Genomic DNA, 22,194 nt, shown 5'->3' with positions numbered 1-22,194 from the left:
TTGTAAATCGATACCTTCGTCGTAATAATACGTATTAGGTACACGCGGCACCGCAGCTGCGTCAGACGTTTACCGCACATAGGAAAGACCGATCATGAACAACACGGCTCAATACACAACAATCGACCTTCTTCCCAATGAATTCTGGTGGGGAGGCCGAGCGGCGGACGGACGACTCATGCCATTCGGCGCACAGCCGTTCTCCTGCGACCTGGCCACCTGGAAGCACGAGGACGGTCAGCTGCCCGAAGCCTCGAACCAGAGCGCGCCATTGCTGGTCTCCACCTGTGGCCGGTATATATGGTGCGACAAGCCGTTCGCGTTCTCCTTCGACGGCAAGCACCTGACCGTGCAGGCCGATCATGCCGTCACCGTGCACGGCGATGGCAACGGCACGTTGCGAGACGCCTTCCTCGCCGCAAGCCGGAACCACTTCCCCCCGTCCGGCGCGACTCCCGCCAAGGCCATGTTCGCCAAGCCGCAATACAACACGTGGATCGAAATGCCCTACCGCCCGACCCAGCAGGCAGTGCTTGCCTACGCCGATGCGATGCTGGCCGCCGACATGCCCCCGGGCGTGCTGATGATCGACGACAAGTGGAGCCCCGACTACGGAACCTGGACCTTCGACCCGGCCACATTCCCGGATCCGCAGGAGATGCTTCGTCAGTTGCACGGCAAGGGATTCGACGTCATCGTCTGGCTGGTGCCGTTCGTCAGCCCCGATTCCGCGGTGTTCCGCAAGCTCGAGGCGCGTGGGCTCATGCTGCGCGACCGCCACGGCCGCACGGCCATCCGCCGCTGGTGGAACGGATTGAGCGCCGTGCTTGACCTGAGCAACCCTGAGGCGAGGCAGTGGATTCGCAGCCGGCTCGACGCACTGTGCGAGCTCGGCGTGGACGGCTTCAAGTTCGACGGTGCCGACCTGTACGACTTCCACGACGACGATCTGCCGTCCACTCCGATGACGTCCAACGACATGTGCGAACAGTGGGCAGCGATCGGCGTGCACTACCCATTCAACGAGTTCCGTGCCTGCTGGAAGATGGGCGGTCAGCCGCTCGCGCAGAGGCTTCAGGACAAGCCCGCCACCTGGGACGAGCACGGCATCGGCTCGCTGATTCCGGAGATGCTGGCACAGGGCATGATCGGCCAGCCGTTCGTCTGTCCCGATATGATCGGCGGCGGCGAAGTCAATAGCACCAAGCATTCGGACGTGGACCAGGAGTTCTTCGTCCGCTACGCGCAGATTGCAGCGCTTTCCCCGATGATGCAGTTCTCCACCGCCCCCTCCCGCGTGCTGGACGCCGATCATCTCGAAGCCGTGCGCAAGGCTTTGGCCATTCGTGAGGAATACCTGCCGACGATTCTGCGGCTTGCCGATCATGCGGCGCATACCGGCGAGCCGATCATCCGCCCGATGGCCTACCACTTCCCCGATATGGATACCGTCACCGACCAGTTCCTTCTGGGCGACGACATCATCGTCGCCCCTTGCACGCAGCGCCATGCGGTCTCCCGGCGAGTATCGATTCCCGAAGGGCGATGGCGTTCGGATGACGGGCAGGTCATCACGGGACCCGCCGTCATCGACACACCTTGCCCGCTCGACAGACTGCCGCGCTTCACGCGCGAAGGCTGATCGCATGACTCGCACAGACCATCCCTTCAGTCAGTCGGATAACGTCGGCCCAGAGACCGGCAACGTAAGGGGTTAGCCGCACGGGCTAATATCGAATAGCGACGTGGCGACGACGCGACCGCCGGCGCATCCCACCAAATACAACGCAAGAGGACCTCATGACCACCAGACAAGCCGGAACCCGACCGCCGACCAGCAAGGACGTCGCCGCCTTGGCGGGCGTATCCCAGAGCACGGTGTCGTTCGTCATCAACGGCAAGAACACCGTGTCCGAAGCGACGCGACGGCGGGTCGAGGAGGCGATGCGCAAGCTCAACTACCAACCGAACGCCGGTGCGCGCACGTTGAAGACGAACCGCACCAACATCATCGCGCTGTTCGTGGAGATGAGCGAGACGATCGACGCCAACGAGACCACGCCGTACATCGATGCCATCGTGCGCAGCGCACGCGCACGCGATTATGACGTCATCATCACCACCACGCACGACGGTGTGGCCGCGCTCAAGCGCATGGCCGGCAAATCGATCTGTGACGGTTTCATTCTCATGGATGTCAGCCGCGAGGATCCCCGCATCCCCATCGCCGCCGAACTCAGCCAACCTGTCACGCTTGTGGGCCGTGCGACCAATGCGCGCGGGCTGGACTGCGTGGACGCCGACGCCCGCAAGGCCGCCCTGTTGGCCGTGGACGAGCTCGCCGACACCGGGCATCACCATGTGACGATGGTCGGTACGCAACTGGGCAGCGACCCGAATGAATACAACTTCGTCGACGAGTTCTATAACACCGCGCACCAGCGTGCGGACGAGCGCGGGTTGGGATTCTCCATCGTGCAACGACTCGGCGAAGGCTGGCCCGGCATCGAGAAGACCGTCGACCAACTGCTGCTGCATGCCGACGATCGGCTTGGCATCATCGTCCGTCAGCCTCAACCGACCGAATGGCTGCTGCGCACGTTGCGCCGGCACGACGTTATTCCCGGGCAGGATGTCTCCGTGGTGTCGTACTGCTCGGACTACGCCGCAACATCATTCGAATGGCAGGTCACCAACGTATCCACCACGCCTGAGCGGCTGTCCGAACGAGCCGCCGGCCTGCTTTTCGACCGTCTCGAAGGCAATCGCGACCGTGATGCACGATGCGAGCTGATCGCGCCGGCAGGCATCACGCGACGCGCCACCACCATCGATTGGAATGCCCGCGATTAGGTCGCTCCTTTTTGTTCCATCATCCGCAATGGAACCGCCGGGTACCGGTGGGAGTCGGGTTGGACGGTTCCGAACCATCCTCTTATATGGCCTTATATGATTCAGGACGCCTGCGAACCTTCGCCGGCCTCGCGGTCCTTGAGGTAGATCTCGGGGATGTCTCGCTCCTGGTCGTGGAGCTTGGCCCAGATGACGGGTTTGCCCGCCTCCAACGACTTGGGCACGTCGAGGATGCGCTGGTTGGCGGAGCCGCGGAACTGCAGCAGGGAGTTCTTCTGGTCCTTCAGGTACCGGCCGTCCACGAGGATGTCGATGAGCTTGAGGAGTTCGAGCTTGTCCGGAGTCTCGCCGGAACGCATGAGCTCCTCCCATGTGTATCCGGTCCAGCACCAGATGTCCTTGGCATGGCCGAATTCTTCGCGGATGCGCCGCGCGAGCGGCACCAGCACGGGGGTGTTGAGCAGGGGTTCGCCGCCGAGGAACGTGATGCCCTGCACCCACGGGGCCTTGAGATCCTCGATGATCTTGTCCTCGAGCTTCTGGGTATACTCGTGACCGGCCTGGAAGTCCCAGATGGAGGCGTTGAAGCAGTCCACGCAGTGGAACGGGCAGCCGGAGACATACAAGGAGTTGCGTACGCCTTCGCCGTCGGTCACGATGAAGGTCTTGTAGTCGGCGATCATCCGCTTGGACATGCGTCGGCCGTCCCATTGGCCGGCCCTGGGATCGTTGGCAAGCCCATGGGAAGGCACGGAGGGGCCTCGCCCTGTCTCACCCACCGCAAAGTCATGGCGCTTGATTTCACGCGCCGCAATCTGCTGGAACTCCGACATGTCCACCTCCGTATTTGCCGACAACACGCAGGCTCCCCTCTCTGAGGGGAGCTGTCGCCTCTAGGCGACTGAGGGGAGTTCCCGCACGATTGCAGGACTCCCCTCAGTCAGCTTCGCTGACAGCTCCCCTCGGAGAGGGGAGCCGACTCACGCTATACAATTGGCTCTGTTAAACCAAGATTGACGTATCCCTTTTCTTGGCTCCCCTTGTCAGGGGAGCTGTCGGCGAAGCCGACTGAGGGGTAGTCCGATGGAATTCACGTCAATCTTGGTTTAACAGAGCCATACGATTACTTGGCCTCTTCGAACCACTCGCGGGTGGTGCCGTCGTCCAGGGTCACGCGACCGGTCTCACCACTCATGTGCTTGACGCGGTGGGCGATCTCCTCGTGACGGCCGTGGACCATCGGACGCTGGACCGGGCTGCCGAGGTAGCCGCAGGTGCGCTTGGTCACGTTGCACTTGTCCGGGTCGGAGTTGCCGCACTCCGGGCACTTGAAGCCCTCCTCGGTGGGCTCGAAGTCGCCCTGGAAGCCGCACACGAAGCAGTGGTCGATCGGGGTGTTGGTACCCAGATAGCCGATGCCGATGTTGTAGGCGTAATCCCACACGGCCTCGAGCGCCTTCGGGTTGTCCTGCAGGCACGGGTACTCGCAGTAGTTGATGAAGCCGCCGGAGGCGTAGTACGGGAAGTCCTTCTCGTAGTTGAGCTTCTCCATCGGGGTCGGCTGCAGCCACACCGGGTAGTGGAACGAGTTGGTGTAGAAGTCGTGGTCGGTCACGCCCTCGATGCGGCCGAACTTCTCGCGGTCCATGCGGTTGAAGCGGTCGGTCAGGGACTCGGCCGGAGTGGAATACACGGAGTAGTGGTAGCCCTCCGACTTGCTCCACTGCTTGCACAGCTCGTTCATGCGCTTGACGATGGACAGCGCGAACTCCTTGCCTTCCGGATCCCAGCCGTGGTCGCGGATCCAGTTCTTGCCGTAGAAGACCGCGGTGGTCTCGGCCAGGCCGATATAGCCCAGGGACACGGTGGCGCGCTCGTTCTTGAAGAGCTGGTCCACATTGTCGTTGGCGCCGAGGCGGCCGAAGGCGCCGAAGCGGAACAGCGTCGGGGCGTTGACCGGGGTGGCCTCCTTGCAGCGCATGATGCGGAACTGCAGGGCCTGATGTGCCACTTCCATGCGCTCGTTGAACAGCTTCCAGAAGCGGGCCTTGTCGCCGTGGGACTCGATGGCGATGCGCGGCACGTTCACGGTCACCACGCCGAGGTTCATGCGGCCGTCTTCCTCATCCTTGCCGGTCTCCGGGTTGATCCAGCCCTGCAGGAAGGAACGGCAACCCATCGGGGCCTTGAAGGAACCGGTGATCTTGACGATGTTCTCGTAGAACACCACGTCCGGGTACATGCGCTTGGTGGCGGACTCGAGGGCGAGCTGCTTGAGGTCGTAGTTCGGGTCGCCCGGGTCGGCGTTCACGCCGTGCTTGACGGTGAACACGAGCTTCGGGAAGATGGCGGTGTGGTGCTCCTTGCCGAGGCCGCGGATGCGGTTGAGGAGAATCGCGCGCTGGATCTCACGGGAGAACCAGTCGGTGCCGAGGCCGAAGCCCACGGTCACGAACGGGGTCTGGCCGTTGGAAACGCGGTTGGAGTTGATCTGGTACTCCATGGTCTGCATGGCGTCGTAGATGGCCTTGCGGGTGCGGATCTTGGCCAGGATCTCGCGCTCCTGCTCCAGCTCGTCGACGTCCGTATGGAACGGGGTGTCCATCGGCAGCGGCTCGCGGGAACCGAAGTGGAGCTTGGCGGGCTCGTTCTTCTTGGCGTTCTCCACCTGACGGCGGGCGAATTCCACCGGCATGCCGTCGGGGATGGTCTCGCGGGCCTCCTCGAGGAACTTCTCGTAATCCTTGCGGGCGTACTGCGCCAGGTGCTCGTCGGCGCGGTTGGCGGTCTGGCCGCCGTACTGGCTGGAGGCCACGTCCTTCATGATCTGGGTGATCTGGGTGGCGGCGATGGCGATGGACTTCGGGGAGGCCATCGGGGCGTTGCCGAGCGTGAAGCCGTTGGCCAGCATGTCCCAGAAGTTCGGCAGGGAGCAGTTGGATTGGGCGGTGAACGGCGAGTAGTCGGCGTCGTGGAAGTGGATGTCGCCCTTCATGTGGGCGTTGGAGACGGCCGGGGGCAACATGTTGAACGCGGCGGCCTTGCTCACGGCGCCGGCCAGCAGGTCGCGCTGGGTGGCGTAGACGTTGGAGTCCTTGTTGGCGTTCTCGTGGATGAGCGTCGGATCGTGGTTGATGAAGCGGGCCACGGCCTCGTTCACGTCGGTGGCCTTGGCGCGCTCGATGTCCTTGTCCAGACGGTAGCTGGTGTAGGCACGGGCCACGTCATACAGGTGGGCGTCGATGAGCGCATGCTCCACGAGGTTCTGAATGTCCTCGATCTTGGCCGGGCCGTTGTAGCGGCCCTTGATCTCGCCTTCCACCTGGTTGGCGAAGCCACGGATCATGGCCTCCTCTTCGGGGCCGATTTCCTTGTTGAGGTCGCCGAAGGCGGACTTGACCGCGGAGATGATGTTGATCGGGTCGAAATCGACCACGCGACCGTCGCGCTTCTCGACGAGAACGGTGGAGGTCTTGGCGACCTTCTTGATCTCGCTGCCGGCGACGTTCTCTTCCAGCACCTGTGCGCTCATCGGGAACCTCTTTCCTTGGTGTGCGGGCCTGTTTCCAGTCCCGTATTTTGGCCGCACTTGACGTGGGCCACACGAATTACATGGATGTCGTTTCTTGAACCTTTAGAAGGATACGGCAACCCCAACCCTATATCTAGTGCCCAGCTATGGCGTGTTGACCTATTTATAGTGATTATCGGCCATATTCCGCCAAAATCGAATCTGTGTGATTCACGTAACGGTTTTCCCCGAGCGTGTCGCCGGTTGATGATGCCCATATTCGACCTCCCCTCATGCTATGTGGTTCCATCTGCATCCGATACGGCTCATCATCGCATGGGTTTTTCGTGTCGGTAAAATTTTTCCCTCCCCGAAAACCGCATTTATAGTGGAGGGCATGACTACTGCAATGGGCTATTCCTCGAGCGGCGCACCGACCGCCGCCTCCCTGGCTTCGGCCGGCTTCACCCCCGGTCAGGGGGCCGGAGCCGGCGAGCCGGGCACCATCAACCTGCCCGCCGGCCCGCGTCCTGTCGACCAGCTGCCGGCACGGGCGGGCGAGACCACCGCCCAGAACCCCTGGCCGGTCAGCGTGCTGAGCCAGAAGTTCTATGGTGCGGTGGAACGCTGGCCGGCGGCCTGGGTCACCGGCCAGATTACCCAAATCAACACCCGTCGCGCCGGCTCGGCGTACATCACCCTGCGCGACGATTTCGAGGACATCGCCATGGAGGTCAATGGTTTCGGCCGTTTCGCCGCCGCCGCCAGCCAGTTCGTGCAGGGCGACCGTGTGGTGATCCACGGCAAGGCGAATCTGTGGATGAAGCGCACCTCGCTCTCCCTGAGGGGGGACACGATCCTCAAGGTCGGCGAGGGCGGCAGTCTCAAGGCCATGATCGACGAGCTACGCAAGCGGCTCAAGGGCGAGGGACTGTTCGACGCCGACCACAAACTCCCCCTCCCCGAATTCCCCAAGACCATCGGTCTGGTGTGCGCACCGCAGGCCCGAGCCGAGGGCGATGTGATCACCAATGTGAACCTGCGCTGGCCCACGGTCTCGTTCAAGGTGGTGCATGTGCATGTGCAAGGCGAGCAATGCCCTGCCGAGGTGGTCGAGGCCATCGCCAAATTGGATGCCGATCCCAGCGTGGATGTGATCATCGTGGCCCGTGGCGGCGGTTCCTTCGAAGACCTCATTGGCTTCTCGGACGAACGGGTGGTGCGCGCCGCATACGCCTGCTCCAAACCGTTGGTCTCCGCCATCGGACATGAGGACGACTGGACGCTGCTGGATCTGGTGGCGGATCTGCGCGCCTCCACCCCCACTGATGCCGCCAAGCGCGTGGTGCCGGACGTAAACGAACAGTCGCAGCTCATCGAAGGCGCCATCGACCGTATGCGTCTGCGCGTCCGTTCCCGCGTGGAGAACGAAATCCGGCTCATCGAGGGATATGCCAACCGTCCGAGCCTGACCCAGCCTCATACCATGCTGGAGCCGCATCAGCGTCTGATCGATGATTCATTGCAGCGGCTGGACATCGGATTGCGCCGCATCGTGGATGACGCACAGCTCACCATCGAGAAGGCGCACGCCTCATTGACGGCCTTAAGCCCCCAGTCCACCCTCAATCGCGGCTATGCCGTGGTGCAGTCGGCGGATGGACACGTCGTGGACAGTTCCACGCAGGTCTCCCCCGGAGATGACATCACCGTGACGTTGAAGCGGGGCGTCATCACCGCGACTGCCACGTCCATCACCGAATAACCGCATCGTCATTCATATATTCATACCGATACACGCATAACTACCGTATATATAGTAAGGAGCGTCATCATGACCGATACTTCCAACACCTCCGAGAACACCGCCCCCGCTTCCGCATTGACGGACAAGGAACGCGAACTCATCGCCCAGATGCCGTACGAGGAGGCGCGAGACAAGCTCATTCAAGCCGTGCAGGCATTGGAGACCGGCGGCCTGAACCTTGACCAGTCGATGCGTCAGTGGGAGATCGGCGAGGCCCTGGCCAAGCGCGCGCAAGGCCTGCTCAACGATGTCCGTGCCAAACTCGATCAGGCCCAGGCCGACCAGGCCGCCAATCAGGCCACTGCTGGTACTCAGTCGAATCTCGACTGAGTATCCAGACAAACGCCTTGGCTCCCCTTGTCAGGGGAGCTGGCGCCGTAGGCGACTGAGGGGTAGTCCTCACCGGTAGGTGCACCTACTTCTTCAGCGGCACGTAGATCACGTTGTCGATCAGGTCCTGATAGTGCTTGACGATCTGCGCACGGCGGGTCTTCAGGCTCGGGGTCAGCATGCCGTTGGCCTCGGTGAACTCGTCCGGCAGGATCTCGAACTTGCGGATGGATTCGGCGCGAGAGACGCCTTCATTGGCGGCGTTCACCGCACGCTCCACTTCGGCGTGCACGATCGCGTTGCCGGCCAACGAGGCCAGGTCAGGCTCCGGCTTGGCACCCTGTGCTTCCAGCCAAGCGTTGGCGTCGGCAAGATCCAGCGTGACCAAGGCGGCCACGAACGGCTTCTTGTCGCCGATCACGAGGCACTGATTGACCACGGGCGAGGTCATCACGGACGCCTCCAGGAGGCCCGGCGAGACGTTTTTGCCGCCTGCGGTGATGATGAGATCCTTCTTGCGGCCGGTGATGGAGATGAACCCGTCCTCGTTGATGTCACCCAGATCGCCGGTGTGCAGCCAGCCGTCGGTGATCTGCTGGGCGGTGACCTCGGGGTTGTTGTGGTAGCCCTTGCACACCAGCGGACCCTTGACCACGAGCTCGCCGTCCTCGGCGATGCCGGCGGTGATGCCGCACATGGGCATGCCGATGGTGCCGATGCGGTTGTCCTCCGGCAGGCTCACGCACACCGGGCCGCAGGTTTCGGTCATGCCGTAGCCCTCCAGCACGGGCATGCCGATGCCGTTGAAGAAGTGCGAAAGCTCGGAGTCCATGGGAGCGCCGCCGGTGATGGCGAAGTCGGCGTTCGGACCGAAGATCGTGCGGATCTTCTTGTACACCACCTGCTCGTAGAAGGCGTGGGCGATGCGGCCACCCAGCGACAGCTTCTCGCCCTTCTGCTCGGCACGGGACCAGTCACGGGCGTTCTGCGCGGCACGCGCGAACATCTTGCCTGCGAATCCGGTACCGGCGCGCTGGGAAGCGGCATTGTAGACCTTCTCGTACACGCGCGGCACGGCGAGCAGCAGTGTGGGACCGAAGGTCTCGAAATCCTTGACCATGGTCTTCATGTTGGAGCTCAGGGCCAGCGTGATGGTGCCGCCGAAGCTGAAGAACTCCATGAACCGGGCGAACACGTGGCTCAACGGCAGGAACAGCAGCAGGCGGCGGTCCGGCCATGCGCCGGCGCGCGGCATGTACTGCAACGCGGAGAGCACCAGGAACGCGAAGTTGCGGTGGGTGAGTTCCACTCCCTTCGGTGTTCCGGTGGAGCCGGACGTGTAGACGATCGTGGCGAGGTCGTCGCCGTGGGCGGCTTCCTTGTATTCCCAGAATTCGGCGTCGGTCACGGATTCGCCATATTCCTTGATGGCCTCCAGACCTCCCGCCTCGATCACGAACACGTTGCGCAGGGTGGGCACCTGTGAGCGCACGGACTCGATCTTGTCACGCTGACCGTCATCCTCGGCGATGGCGATGGTGACTTTGGAATCGTTGAAAATCCAGCTGACCTGGCTGGCGGAGTTGGTCTCGTACACCGGCACGGTGAGCGCGCCGATGGACATGATCGCCAGATCCAGCGCGGTCCACTCCCAGCGGGTGTGGGACACGATGGAGACCGAATCGCCCTTCTTGACGCCGAGGCCGATCAGGCCCTTGGCCAAGGCGATGACCATGTCGCGGAAGACCTGCGCGCTGTAGGGGTGCCAGGCGCCGTCATCGCCCTTGTATTCGATCATGGAGCCATCGGGGTCACGCTGGGCGCGGCGGTCGAGTAGATCGAACAGATTGATGTCGCTGTCGATCGGCTCTTTGACCGGGTTGGTGAACTGCTTGACGATCGTGGTCTCATTCCGGGCCACATCAGCGATGTTTTCAGTCATAGCCCCTATGTAACTCCATCGTTGCTACAAACTCGTTGCCGAGGTCCGTCCATCCGTCAACATGGCCAATATGTCTACGGCCCAACGAATGAAATCCCAAGCTCCGGCCAAACCGGATAAACCGGACAAGCCCGTGAGCCCGGTGCCGCAAGACGAGTCGAGGCGGCCCGGTCCTCTCTGTCCGAATCGCCTCGCCCCGTCGGGGCCGCCCATCAGAACTGGATGTAATCGACTTCTGTATGCTCGCCGGTTTCCAGGTATTTGGCCACGTCTTCGGGGCCGGAGAAGACCAGTTCGACGGCCTGCGCCACCATGAGGTTCACGCGGTCCATCGGCGTGATGCCCTCGTAATACGCATACACCGGCATGCCCAGCGCATGGGCGTATCCGATTTCGAACATGGTGCCCGGATCCTCGTCCATGAGGTTCGCGATCACCGCCTTGGAGGAGTTGATGCCGCGAATATCGTCCGCGAAGCAACCTTCCGGACCGACCTCCTCGATCTGGCTGACGAACCGCGGCTTGAACAGCTTACGGCCATGATCTTCCAGCACCTTCTCCAGGCGCTCCATGCTGCGCGTCTGCTCGGGATCGAAGAACGGACCGGCCACGTAATAGTCATATTCCTTGTCACTCATGGCTTCCAGTCATACCGCAGCCTTGCGGAACATCATGTATATAGCTCAAGGTGTGGACAAGATATCAGCATGCGAACATTTTGCTGCACATACCGCATTCATGCCGCATAATGGCGCGAATTTCACGCCTCTTCAGTCACGTCTCAATCATGATAGCCAGTGACGAGAAGGGGAAATCGACATGGCGGATACGTCACATCCTTGGACCTTCCGCCAGCACAAGTGCCCGAGATCGGATTCGAACCGACGACACCCGCTTTAGGAGAGCGGTGCTCTATCCACTGAGCTACCCGGGCAACGACGTTCCATTGTACACGGTCAGCACCCCAAACGAACACCCATCAAGGCATATCGGTGACCAAGCACGTCACGGCAGGCCCGATGAACCGGCACACATACGAACAAATCGTGCCGGTTTGGTGCGGAACATGGGCCTTGCGGCGGAAAAACGGACGCCTGTCAAGACGAACCCGCTACAGTGGCAAATCGCAGAAAATCGGATGGCATGGAGGGGATCGTCATGGCGAGGTCACGAAGCACGGCATATGGCAACGGCAACGCCACCGGCGCAAGTCGCGGCGGGACGGCTTCCGGCCGCACCCGGACACGATCGCAGGCCACCGGCAGCACCGGAACCAAGGCCGGCAGAATCGACGGAACCTACGGATCCGGCAGAGACGATTCGTTCTACAGGACCAGCGCACGCCCGGCCAAGGTAACCGGCAAGGCTCGCCCCGCAACCGGAAAATCCGGCAAGTCCAGCAAATCTGGCAAATCCAAGTCCAGGAAGAACACAGCTCCCGACCACCGTTATCGGAACCGGCTGCTCGGTCTGTTGTCCGCGCTGTTCGCGCTGGCAGCCCTCATCGGCACCGCCGCACGCGCGTTGCCCGGTGATTTGCAGGAACTGCCGTATGTGCCGATCGCGGTCTCGGCCACGCCTTGGTTCGCGTTGCTGGCCCTGATCGCCCTGCTGCTGGCGATCGTCTCGCACCGCATCCTCGCCGCGCTGCTCGCCGTGGCCGCTATCGGACTGAACGGGTACTGGCAGTATCCGTTCTTCTACTCCCCCAATCCGTTGCCGCAGGCAGCGCTGAACGCCGTGGCCGCCTCCGAGGCCAATACCGAGGATGCCTTCGCGCGCGTGATGACGTTCAACGTATACAAGGGCCAGGCGGACCCGCAGGCCATCGTGGATCTGGTGAGCGACCAGCGTGTGGAGGTGCTGGCCTTGCAGGAAACCACCGACGACTTCGTCAAGCGGCTCAAACAGGCCGGCATCGAGCATTACCTGCCATATTCGCAGGTCTCCTCGTCCGATGGCGTGTACGGCAACGGCCTGTGGTCCGCCACTCCTCTGGCCGACCCGGTGGATGACGAGGTGAATTCCAGCGCCTCGTTCATGCCGGGTGGCACCGTGGATCTGGGCGGGTATCGGATTCGATTCGTTTCGGTACACACCACGGCACCGGTGCCCGGCTATTGGCGTCAGTGGAAGCGCTCTCTGGATGAGCTGGGCCTGATGCGCGAGCACACGGACACCCGGTACATCTTCATGGGCGATTTCAACGCCACATACGACCACACGCCGTTCCGCGATTTCCTGGGCACGCGGTTCCAGGACGCCGCCTATGCCTCAGGCCATGGGTTCACGTTCTCCTGGCCCACGAACCGCCCATGGGTGCCGATGTTCGCCGGCATCGACCATGTGGTGCTCGATCAGGGCATGCGGGCCGGCCAAGGCAAGGTGGTGCAGGTGGAGGGTTCTGACCATGCGGCCCTGCTCATGACCGTGGACGTGATGCAGTAGCATCATCCTGTCCCGGGACTCTTCCCGCCGAGGGAAGCCGTCCCGAAGACGGCGTCGAAGATGAGACCCGCGAACCCGTCCGCGCACCAACCGACAGTCTCAGAACCCCAGCCGCGTGCGACCGAACTGGTCGAGCCAGCGCAGGATGGCGCCTTCGCGCAGCGCCCACGGGCAGATCTCGACTTCCTGGATGTTGAGCGCCTTCATGATCTCGTCGGCCACCACGCCGCCGCCCACGATCTGCATCGTGCGTTCCGGGGTGATGCCGGGCAGAGCCACGCGCTGTTCGGGCTCGATGGCGGCCAGTCGCGGAATCCAGTCCTCAAGCTGCTCACGGGTCATGATCCACGTGTCCTCGCGGCCGGGCTGGCGCACCACGGCACCGCACAGGCGGGCCAGCGAGCGGAAGGTCTTGGATGTGCCCACCGCGTGGTTCGGATGCTTGGACTGCGGGAACACCTTGACCATCGGCTCCAGGATCTTGCGCACGTTCTTGCGCACTTCCTCAAGCTCCTCGGGCGTGGCGGTGCCGGAGGGCAGGAACTCGGTGGTCACGCGGCCCGCGCCGGCCGGCACGGACAGTGCCACGGTCGGCTCCTCATCGGAACCCATCGCCACTTCCAACGAGCCGCCGCCGATGTCCAGCACGAGCAGTCGGCCGGCGTCCCAGCCGTACCAGCGGCGGGCGGCGAGGAAGGTGAGTCGGGCCTCGTCGTTGCCGGACAGCACGGTCACGCCCTGGCCGATGCGTTCCTCGATCTTGTGAATCACCTTGTTGCCGTTGGGCGCCTCGCGCAGGGCGGAGGTGGCCATGGCGAGCAGCTGCGTGATCTCGTACTCCTCGGCGAGCTTCATGCACTGGTCCACGGCTTCGAGGATCGCCTCGACGCCGGCCTTCTTGATGGAGCCGTCCTCCTTCAGGTATTTCATGAGGCGCACGGTGGACTTGGTGCTGGCCTCGGGATCGGGGCGCGCGCCGGGAGCGGCGTCAACGATGAGCATGTGGATGGTGTTGGAACCGATATCGAGCACGCCGAGTCGGGTGGTGTGCGAGCGCAGATTGACCATAGTTCTTGACCTTATCACCTAATGACAGGCCGCTCACGCCAGCGCTGCCATGAACCGGCCGAGTCGTTCCAATCCCTCGCTCAGCGCCTCGCGAGAGGCGGCGTAGCTCAGGCGCACGTGCGTGTCCGCGGTGGCGGCACCGAAGTCACGGCCCGGTGTCAGGGCCACGTGCGCCTCGTCCAGCGCACGTTCGCAGAAGGTCCAGGCATCCAGACCGGTGCAGGAGATGTTGAAGTAGGCGTAGAACGCGCCGTTCGGCTCCACCTCCACCGGCAGGCCAATGCGCTTGAGCCCATCGATGACGATGCGGCGGCGGGCCAGCAGTTCCTGACGACGCGCCTCGCATTCGGCCAGGCTTTCCGGCGTGAAGCAGGCGAGCGCGGCGTGCTGGGTGGGCGTGTGGGCGCACAGGTAATAGTTGGTGGCCAAGTCGTCCACGGCCTCCAGCACGGTGGGGTCGTCCGGCAGTACAGCCCAGCCAAGGCGCCAGCCGGTCATGCCGAAGAACTTGGAGAAGCTGTTGCATACGATGGCACCCGGGTCGCAGGCCAGCACGGACTTGACTTCGGTGCCGTCCGGTTCGCGGTCCGCCAGGTCGAGGTAGGTTTCGTCCACGATGCGCCACGCCTTGCGTTCAGCGGCGAGCGCGCACACCTCGGCAAGCACGTTGAAGTCGATGGTGGTGCCGGTGGGGTTTGAGGGGGACGTGACCATCACGGCCTTGGTCTTGTCCGTCCAGTATTTCCGGCACAGGTCGGAGTTGAGGTGGAAGCGGGTGGCCGCGGAGGTGGGGACGTCGATGACGTTGCCTTCGAAGGAGCGGATCAGCTCGCGGTTGCACGGGTAGGAGGGGTCGGCCACGATCACATCGTCGCCCGTGTCCACGGTGAGCGCGGTGGCGAGCAACAGTGCCGCGGAACCTCCGGCGGTCACGCAGATGCGCTTGGGATCGATGTCAAGGTCGTGCCGGTCACGGTAGAAGTCGGAGATGGCCTGGCGCAGTTCAGGCAGACCCATGGCGGCGGTGTACGGCAAGGCGCGGCCGTCATACTGTTCGCGCATGGCGTCGCGCACGGCCGGCGGAGCACCGAAATCGGGCTCACCAAGGCTCAGTTTGATGACGCTGACGCCCTGGGCAATCATGGTGTCCGCCTTTTCGCCGAAGACCATGGCTCGGAAGGGATTGATCTCGCGCGCACGGCGGGACATGATGGGGAGTTGCAGCTCTGCTTCGTTTTCCATATCTCGGTTCTATCCGCGTGCTGGGACAAGGGTTTCGCAACGCTCCCATGCATCCGATATCCAGCGGCATCAGGCATAAATGTACCGACGGGCACGGCACACCGCCTTCCCGCGCAATCCGCTCTCGCAGGGTCAGCTCCCTCTATAATCGCCAATAGGTTCAACGACCGAACTAACCCATGTTCAAGGAGGAATCATGAGCAGGCTCAACAACAATCGCGCGGCGGTCGAGGCCGGCGAGGCCAAGGTCAACGTGGCGATCCTGGGCGCCGGCGGCATCGCGCATACGATGGCCGACACCCTGACCAAGATGGCGGCCGACCCGCGTTACGCCAGCTGGATCCACCCGTACGCGGTGGCGGCCCGCGACCTGGACCGCGCGCAGGCGTTCGCCGACCAGTGGGGTCTTGACAAGGCGTACGGCTCATATGAGAATCTGATGGCCGACCCGGACGTGGATCTGGTGTACATCGCCACCCCGCACAGCATGCACGCCGAGCATGCGATCCTGTGCATGAAGGCGGGCAAGAACGTGCTGGTGGAGAAGTCGTTCACGGCCAATACCGCGCAGGCGCGCGAGATGCTGGCCGTGGCCAAGGAGACCGGGCTGCTGTGCACGGAGGCGATCTGGACGCGGTACATGCCCAGTCGTGGTCTTATCAATGAGATCATCGATTCCGGCGAGATCGGCGAGGTCCAGTCCGCAAGCGCCAACCTGTGCTATCCGGTGGTCGGCAAGGCGCGTATGACCAATCCGGCATGCGCGGGCGGCGCGTTGCTGGATGTGGGCGTTTACCCGCTGAACTTCCTGGACATGGCCATCGGCGCCGATCATGGCCGTACGGTGGATCATTTCGAAACGTCGATGGTGGCTTGGCCCGAGACCGGCGTGGACTCGCAGAACAACACGACGCTGTACTACAGCGACGGCACGATGGGCGTCTCCACCAGCTCGATGCTAGTCACGTCCGACCGCGGCGGCTACGTGTGGGGTTCCAAGGGGTACCTGGTGGTCACGAACATCAACAACCCCGAGGCCATCGCCGTCTATGACAACGACCACAAGCTGGTGCGCAACGTCGAGGTGCCGGCCCAGCTGACCGGCTACGAGTACGAGGTGGCGGACGCGGCCGCCGCGCTGCTGGACGGCAAGACGGAGTGCGAGGCCATGCCGCACGCGGACACCATCCGCATCATGGAGCTCATGGACGCCATCCGCGAGCGCTGGAACCTCAAGTTCCCGTTCGAGGAGTAGCTCACTCCGCTTCCCCGACGATCTCCTCATACAGCCGCGCGAGCCTGTCCGCCCGCGCGGCTTTCGTCAATTCGCATTCCCACACGACGATCACCCGCCAGCCAGCGGCCTCCAGCTCGGCGTGCTGGGCCTTGTCCCGCTCACGGTTGCGCAGCAGCTTGGCCTGCCAGAATTCCACGTTCGATTTCGGCATGGCATGCTTCGTGCATCCCTCATGCATGTGCCAGAAACAGCCATTGACGAACACGATGGTGTGGTATTTGGGCAGCACCACATCCGGATGGCCGGGGTAACGTTTGTCGTTCTTGCGGAATCGCAGCCCGCGACGGAACAGGTAGCTACGCACCAGCACCTCGATTTTCGTATCCTTGCCGCGGATGTGCGACATGGTGTACGAGCGGGTGCCCTTCTCGTATTTCTCCGGCTGCTGCTTGCGACTCACGGCATCCCAGCCTACCGTGCCGCTCCCCACGGCAACGACACATTCATTTCGAGATCACCAGACCATCAGAATCAAGCGCATCGCCTCGGCCCGGCCAACTTGCACATCTCTTCGTCTCCTCCGACTCGCGCGTTTCTTCAACCCGGCCGACTAAGGCACTCCCCCACTAGATAGCATGACGTACATCCCACCGCCAAACGAACATCATGCAAACACCGCCACTCCCCCGCGATTACACTGATTTGCTTATGAGTGATTTGACGATTCGCAGGGCCACGGCGGCCGACATGCCCACCATCGACGACCTGCTGCTGCAGGTGGCCGAAGTCCATCATCAGGGCCGGCCCGACCTGTTCAAGGGCGGTGCCAGGAAGTACACGGACGACGAGCTGGCCGGCATTCTGGCCGACGATGCCACGCCGGTGTTCGTTGCGGCCGATGCCGACGGCCGGGTGCTGGGGTATGCGTTCTGCATCTTCCAGCAGCATCCGGGCAACCATGTGCTCACGGACATCAAGACGCTGTACATCGACGACCTGTGCGTGGACGAGACGGCGCGCGGCATGCACGTTGGTTCCGCGCTCTACCGGTATGTACTCGATTTCGCCCGCGAATCCGGTTGCTACAACGTGACGCTTAACGTCTGGTCCTGCAATCCCAGCGCCCAGGCCTTCTACGAACGCATGGGCCTGACCCCCTACCGCATCGGCATGGAGCAGATTCTGTAGTCCGCTATCCCAACAGTCCCATCAAATCGTCCTTGGTCAACGTGGCGATGGATGCGGTGCCGGTCGCGCCCGCGACGCCCAGCTCATTCGCGTCGTCCGCAGCCAGCGAAGCATCGGTGAACTGGCGTGCCAGCTCGCTTTTGGTGTGCTGCAACTCCAGAATCCGCTCCTCGATGGTGTCCTTGGCCACCACCTGATACACGTTGACGTTCTCGGTCTGGCCGATGCGGTGGGCACGGTCCGTGGCCTGATCCTGCGCGGCGGCGTTCCACCACGGGTCGGCATGGATCACCACGCTCGCGCCGGTCAGGTTGAGACCGGTGTTGCCGGCCTTCAAAGAGATCAGGAACGCCGGGGTGTCGTCCGCATTGAACTGGTCGACCAGTTCAAGACGCCGTTTCTTGGGCGTGGACCCGGTGATGGTGTAATACCGGAGGCCTTGCGCGTCGAATCGTTCGGCGATCAGGTCCAGGAAGCTGGTGAACTGGGAGAAGATCAACGCTTTCTTGCCTTCGTTCACGCAGGTCTCCACCAGTTCCGCGATGGCCGCCAGCTTGGCCGACTGGTCCTTGGCGTCCGCATACAGTAGTCGTGGATCGCAGCAGATCTGGCGCAACCGGGTCAGTTCGGCCAGAATCCGTATCTTCGACGTGTTGAAGTCGCTTTGGTCGCTGTGCTCCAGTTGCATCCGCAACCTTTGCTCATGGGCGGCGTACAGTTTGCGCTGTTCGCCTTCCAGCCGCACGGTGAGCACGGTCTCCATCTTGTCCGGCAAGTCGGTGAGCACCTGGGACTTGAGACGACGCTTGATGAACACACCCACCAACGATTGCAGTTTGTGGGCCACGCGCGCCGCTTCCGGGTTGACCTGCGCCGCGGCACGTCCCTCTTCGGGGGTCTGGTCAGCCGCACGGCCGTTGGCGATGGGAAGCTCGTATCGTTCGCGGAACCGCTTGTATGATCCCAGCAATCCGGGCATGAGGAAGTCGAAGATGCTCCACAGCTCGGACAACCGGTTCTCGATGGGCGTGCCGGTGAGCGCGAACCTGTGCTCGGCGGCCACCGATTTGACCGCCTTGGCGATTTTGGTGGTGTGGTTCTTGATGTACTGGGCCTCGTCCAACGCCATGACCATGAATCGGCGCGGTTCGGCACCGGTCCCGCTCCCAGACGCGCCCCCGCCCGCAATCTCAGTCGCCGTATAGTCCTCGACATCCCGGCGCAGCAGATCGTACGACGTGATGAGCACGGTCGGCCCGTCCGACTGGAACGCCCGGGCGATGGCCGCACGACGTTCGGCTTTGGAGCCGGCGACCACCACGGCGTTGAGATCCGGCGCGAACTTGGCGAATTCGGCGGCCCAGTTGTAGACCAACGATGCCGGGCATACAATCAGCGACGGCGACGAATCCGGCTGGTTCGCCGCATCCATCGTCCGCACCGAATCACCACTCGTTGCCAGTTCGTTACCGCTTCTCCCGCTTCCATCGATGCGGTCAGTGCTGGCAGCATCAAAGGTCTGTGGCTGATCGTTCCGGTATTGCTGATACCGGGAGACCAGCAGCGCGATGAGCTGCACGGACTTGCCCAGTCCCATCTCGTCGGCCAGGATGCCGCCGAATCCCTTGTCGCACAAGGTGTTGAGCCAGCGGAAGCCTTCCGCCTGATACGGGCGCAGCACGTGCTTGAGACTGTCCGGCACCTCGTAACGCTGCGGGTCGATGATGGCCAGATCGTCGATATATTCGGTGAATGAGGAATCCTTGACCACATCCGAACCGTCGTCCGGCAATTCGCCGTCCAGCAGGAACGCCTGGCTGCCTGGCAGTTCGATGAGCCCGGCGTTGAGGTCCTGCTCACTCAAGTCGAGGTCCCGTGCGAGTCGGTCCAAGGTGTCGAGTTTGGCACCGCCGAGTTTGACGAGCGTGCCGTCCTTGAGCTGATGATATTGCTGGCGGCGTCGATAGGAGGCCAACAGCGAGCCCACCTCATCCGGCGGCACTTCGTCCGCAATGGGTGAGATCTCCACCAGATTGCCCTTGATGGACAATCCCACCTTGACGCTCGGTGCCGCAGGTGCCACCAGACGGTCAAACGCCGGGGTGGTGAACACCTTGCCGACCTCATGCAACGCCGTCAGGCCCTCATCGAACAAACGGACCAGCTGCGTGGTGTCGTCCCGATTGATGACCGCCGCACCGGACACCGAGCGGACGGCATTCCCAACCGACCTCGAAGCCTTGGAACCAGAAGCACTGGCCCGTTTTCCGGCCGCCGGTCCTCGTCTACGCCCAGAAGTCTGAGTCGCCGTCGCCGACGGCAACGACGCCGACAACACCCCCATGCGCGTATCCGGCATGGTGAAGAATTCACGCACCACATCCAACGCCAGATGTTCGGCATCGAAGTCGCGCCCGACCACGACCCCAACGCCATAATCCGCAGAGCCGGCACCGGCACCCGATGAGCCGCCGGACATCCCACCAACCGAATCGTTCCGCTCTACCGGCCCCGCAGGCAACAGCGGCACCACGGCATCGCCATACCGCGCCTTGACTTCGCACTGCACACCGTGCTCGTCACGATCCAGGTAGAATTCGGGCTCGCAGTCCACCGGCTGCAACGAGACCAACTCGCGAGGCAGCTCGCCCGCATCCAGCAATCCCGCACCCACCAGTTGCGGTAGCAGCGTGCGCGCGAACAACGCAATATCATCTCCGGCGATGACCTGGCCCGGCGAATCAGGAGCGAACAACTCATCCAGCAATCCCAATAACGGGAGCACCCGCCTCGGGCAACGCACGAACCGGCACCCGGCGGCGCTGATACGCTGCGAGCCGGCCATCATGGCGGAAACGGCCCCCGGCACCGCACCCGTGGGGGCAAGCAGCAGCCACGCGCCCGTTCCGCCCTCGACCACCGTTTCAATCGGCGGCATTCCGGATAGCAGGTAACCGGCATCCGGCCCATGCACCTGGAAGTCACGGCGCATGATGCGCATGGCCAATTCCGGTTCGCCGTCTTCCACCGGCACCGTGGCGGGCTGGCCGGCGAACCAGGTGTCCAACACCAGTTTCACGCTGCCGCCCGCACGGGAATCCAGCAATTTCGCCACTTCGGACTTGGAAAGCGTCATATGCCGGTCGATGGCGATGTGCCCGTAATACCGATCCTGCTGTTCGGCGGCCTGACGGATAGCAAGCGCCGATTTCAGGAAACCGAGCAACGGGCGCGACGTATCATCGAACATGTCCACCGTATGGGTGAACGCGAGTTTCTGACCGTAGCTTTCATATGTACCGGCAGCAATCGCAGCCACGAACTGCGGAATCGACTTCAGCACATAATCGGAACCGTTGGCCGGGGCACCGATTTTGAATTCCACACCCCATACGCCATCGATGAATCGCAGGATGGGCGTGAGCCTCACCTCGCCGGGCGCCACGGTGTCAGCGAAACGGTATCCGTCCGTGTTCGCGCCGGAACGCGCGCGTCCGCCATTCGCACGGCCAAATCGACCTGACGCAGGGGCACCGCCGTCCTTGCCGAATCGTTGCATCACGGCAAGCCGACGCCGTGATTTGGCTTGGGCGTCGCGCTGATCCATACGTTCCATGTAGCTGAGCACCGCACGCGATGGTCGCACCGCTCCGGCCTTGTACCCGGCGAATCGCTGAGGTTCGTCGCAGAACGCCAAGGCGAGCGCCGCCATGTGCTTGCACATGCCGTATCCGCGCCCGTACGCGGGGCATGTGCAGCTGCCGCCGTTCACCTCGCCCGTATCCAAATCGAACTGGACGTTGGTCCGGTATCGGCTGCCGGGACTGGTGGTGCCGCGCAGTATGGCGTCGAGCTCGGCGTACCGAGCACGCTGATCGGCCTGATAATGCGGGTCGATGAGCATGGTGTCGGCCAGACGCACGATGCCGCGGGCCCGGTCCAGCACCGCGTTGGAGACGGATGTGGTCACGTCGCGGCGCAACTCGGTCAGCGGGACCGGCTGCGTTCCCCGCGACCTGCCCAGTGAGACCGTTCCCCCGCCCCCGGCTTTTCCGACGGCCGCGTCCTCATCGTCGCCGAACCAGACGCTTTTGCCCTGCCGATACGGGCGATACGGTATGACCGCGTCAGCCGCGGTGAGGCTTCCACCAGCACCGAACGTCACATCGGAGACACCGTCTCGATCAGCGTCCGAAGTATCGGTATTCCCGGCATCAGGGTCCTCGATGTCCATGTCAGCATCGGCAACGACATGCCCTCCCATGCGCCACGAACCCTGCCTGCGCAGGCGATGCCCCCATGAGGCAGCGGCATCGTCGTCGTAACCGCCCATGCCGTCGGCGTCATCGATGCCATCGACAAGGTCGTCGTTGTCCGAATCCGCACTGCGCCATCCCTTGCGCCGTTGCAGACCGGACGAATAAGACCGCTCATCGCGCAGGTCATCCGAATCGTCGGAGACATGCCCGAACACGCCATATCCCCCGCCCATGGGCATCCTCCTTTCCGAAAAACAGTCATGTATGGGCCGCTCAATCAGCATGCAATCAACCCAACATTTCCATCCT

15 protein-coding genes and 1 tRNA gene are annotated in these 22,194 nt (G+C 62.9%); 7 read left to right on the top strand and 9 right to left on the bottom strand.

From position 1 onward, the window contains the following. The first annotated feature begins 178 nt into the window (after positions 1-178). Together JS536_RS02635 and JS536_RS02630 are read left to right on the top strand one after the other, a co-directional pair. Positions 179-1,642: a glycoside hydrolase family 31 protein gene (locus tag JS536_RS02635; RefSeq protein ID WP_214355641.1), complete on the top strand. Its 1,464-nt coding sequence runs from the start codon at positions 179-181 to the stop codon at positions 1,640-1,642. 158 nt (positions 1,643-1,800) lie between these two features. Then, positions 1,801-2,853: a LacI family DNA-binding transcriptional regulator gene (locus JS536_RS02630; RefSeq protein ID WP_214303794.1), complete on the top strand. Its 1,053-nt coding sequence runs from the start codon at positions 1,801-1,803 to the stop codon at positions 2,851-2,853. 101 nt (positions 2,854-2,954) lie between these two features. On the opposite strand, the gene nrdG is transcribed toward JS536_RS02630, so the two are convergent. Both nrdG and nrdD read right to left on the bottom strand, forming a co-directional pair. After that, positions 2,955-3,686, bottom strand: a complete 732-nt coding sequence (nrdG, locus tag JS536_RS02625; RefSeq protein ID WP_214355640.1) for an anaerobic ribonucleoside-triphosphate reductase activating protein — start codon at positions 3,684-3,686, stop codon at positions 2,955-2,957. Positions 3,687-3,976: 290 nt separating this feature from the next. Beyond that, complete coding sequence (nrdD, locus tag JS536_RS02620; protein ID WP_214303792.1) at positions 3,977-6,385, bottom strand: anaerobic ribonucleoside-triphosphate reductase; 2,409 nt, start codon at positions 6,383-6,385, stop codon at positions 3,977-3,979. A 376-nt stretch (positions 6,386-6,761) separates the two neighbouring features. Here nrdD and xseA point away from each other — a divergent pair, with 376 nt between their 5' ends. Continuing rightward, positions 6,762-8,129 carry an exodeoxyribonuclease VII large subunit gene (xseA, locus tag JS536_RS02615; protein ID WP_240544208.1) on the top strand — a complete coding sequence of 456 codons (1,368 nt, stop codon included), beginning with the start codon at positions 6,762-6,764 and terminating at the stop codon, positions 8,127-8,129. Between the two features lie 69 nt (positions 8,130-8,198). Continuing rightward, positions 8,199-8,501 carry an exodeoxyribonuclease VII small subunit gene (locus tag JS536_RS02610; RefSeq protein WP_214355639.1) on the top strand — a complete coding sequence of 101 codons (303 nt, stop codon included), beginning with the start codon at positions 8,199-8,201 and terminating at the stop codon, positions 8,499-8,501. 85 nt (positions 8,502-8,586) lie between these two features. Here JS536_RS02610 and JS536_RS02605 read toward each other — a convergent pair whose 3' ends face one another. The 3 genes from JS536_RS02605 to JS536_RS02595 all read right to left on the bottom strand — a co-directional run bounded on the left by JS536_RS02605 (position 8,587) and on the right by JS536_RS02595 (position 11,377). Continuing rightward, positions 8,587-10,443, bottom strand: a complete 1,857-nt coding sequence (locus JS536_RS02605; protein WP_214355638.1) for an AMP-dependent synthetase/ligase — start codon at positions 10,441-10,443, stop codon at positions 8,587-8,589. Between the two features lie 212 nt (positions 10,444-10,655). Further along, a complete protein-coding gene (locus JS536_RS02600; protein ID WP_109057401.1) occupies positions 10,656-11,081 on the bottom strand; it encodes a nucleoside 2-deoxyribosyltransferase in 426 nt (141 codons plus the stop codon). 223 nt (positions 11,082-11,304) lie between these two features. Further along, positions 11,305-11,377, bottom strand: a tRNA-Arg gene (locus JS536_RS02595). A 548-nt stretch (positions 11,378-11,925) separates the two neighbouring features. Between JS536_RS02595 and JS536_RS02590 the strand changes: the two genes are divergently transcribed. Further along, positions 11,926-12,891 (top strand): endonuclease/exonuclease/phosphatase family protein, encoded by a 966-nt coding sequence (locus JS536_RS02590; protein WP_217625094.1) that lies wholly within the window; start codon positions 11,926-11,928, stop codon positions 12,889-12,891. A gap of 99 nt (positions 12,892-12,990) precedes the next feature. On the opposite strand, the gene JS536_RS02585 is transcribed toward JS536_RS02590, so the two are convergent. Continuing rightward, on the bottom strand, positions 12,991-13,959 hold the full coding sequence (locus JS536_RS02585; protein WP_109057403.1) for a Ppx/GppA phosphatase family protein: 969 nt from the start codon (positions 13,957-13,959) through the stop codon (positions 12,991-12,993). A 33-nt stretch (positions 13,960-13,992) separates the two neighbouring features. Further along, on the bottom strand, positions 13,993-15,201 hold the full coding sequence (locus JS536_RS02580; RefSeq protein ID WP_214355637.1) for an aminotransferase class I/II-fold pyridoxal phosphate-dependent enzyme: 1,209 nt from the start codon (positions 15,199-15,201) through the stop codon (positions 13,993-13,995). Positions 15,202-15,397: 196 nt separating this feature from the next. Between JS536_RS02580 and JS536_RS02575 the strand changes: the two genes are divergently transcribed. Then, on the top strand, positions 15,398-16,456 hold the full coding sequence (locus JS536_RS02575; RefSeq protein WP_214355636.1) for a Gfo/Idh/MocA family oxidoreductase: 1,059 nt from the start codon (positions 15,398-15,400) through the stop codon (positions 16,454-16,456). Between the two features lies 1 nt (position 16,457). On the opposite strand, the gene JS536_RS02570 is transcribed toward JS536_RS02575, so the two are convergent. After that, complete coding sequence (locus JS536_RS02570) at positions 16,458-16,898, bottom strand: DNA mismatch endonuclease Vsr (RefSeq protein WP_214355702.1); 441 nt, start codon at positions 16,896-16,898, stop codon at positions 16,458-16,460. A gap of 248 nt (positions 16,899-17,146) precedes the next feature. Here JS536_RS02570 and JS536_RS02565 point away from each other — a divergent pair, with 248 nt between their 5' ends. After that, complete coding sequence (locus tag JS536_RS02565) at positions 17,147-17,626, top strand: GNAT family N-acetyltransferase (RefSeq protein ID WP_214355635.1); 480 nt, start codon at positions 17,147-17,149, stop codon at positions 17,624-17,626. Positions 17,627-17,630: 4 nt separating this feature from the next. Here JS536_RS02565 and JS536_RS02560 read toward each other — a convergent pair whose 3' ends face one another. Next, positions 17,631-22,118: a DEAD/DEAH box helicase gene (locus tag JS536_RS02560; RefSeq protein ID WP_214355634.1), complete on the bottom strand. Its 4,488-nt coding sequence runs from the start codon at positions 22,116-22,118 to the stop codon at positions 17,631-17,633. Positions 22,119-22,194 lie beyond the last annotated feature (76 nt).

The organism is Bifidobacterium sp. SO4 (assembly GCF_018555355.1).
In the GTDB taxonomy this organism is placed as follows: domain Bacteria; phylum Actinomycetota; class Actinomycetes; order Actinomycetales; family Bifidobacteriaceae; genus Bifidobacterium; species Bifidobacterium miconisargentati.
Note: the sequence above shows the minus strand (reverse complement) of the source record. Positions and strands in the feature narration are given on the sequence as shown.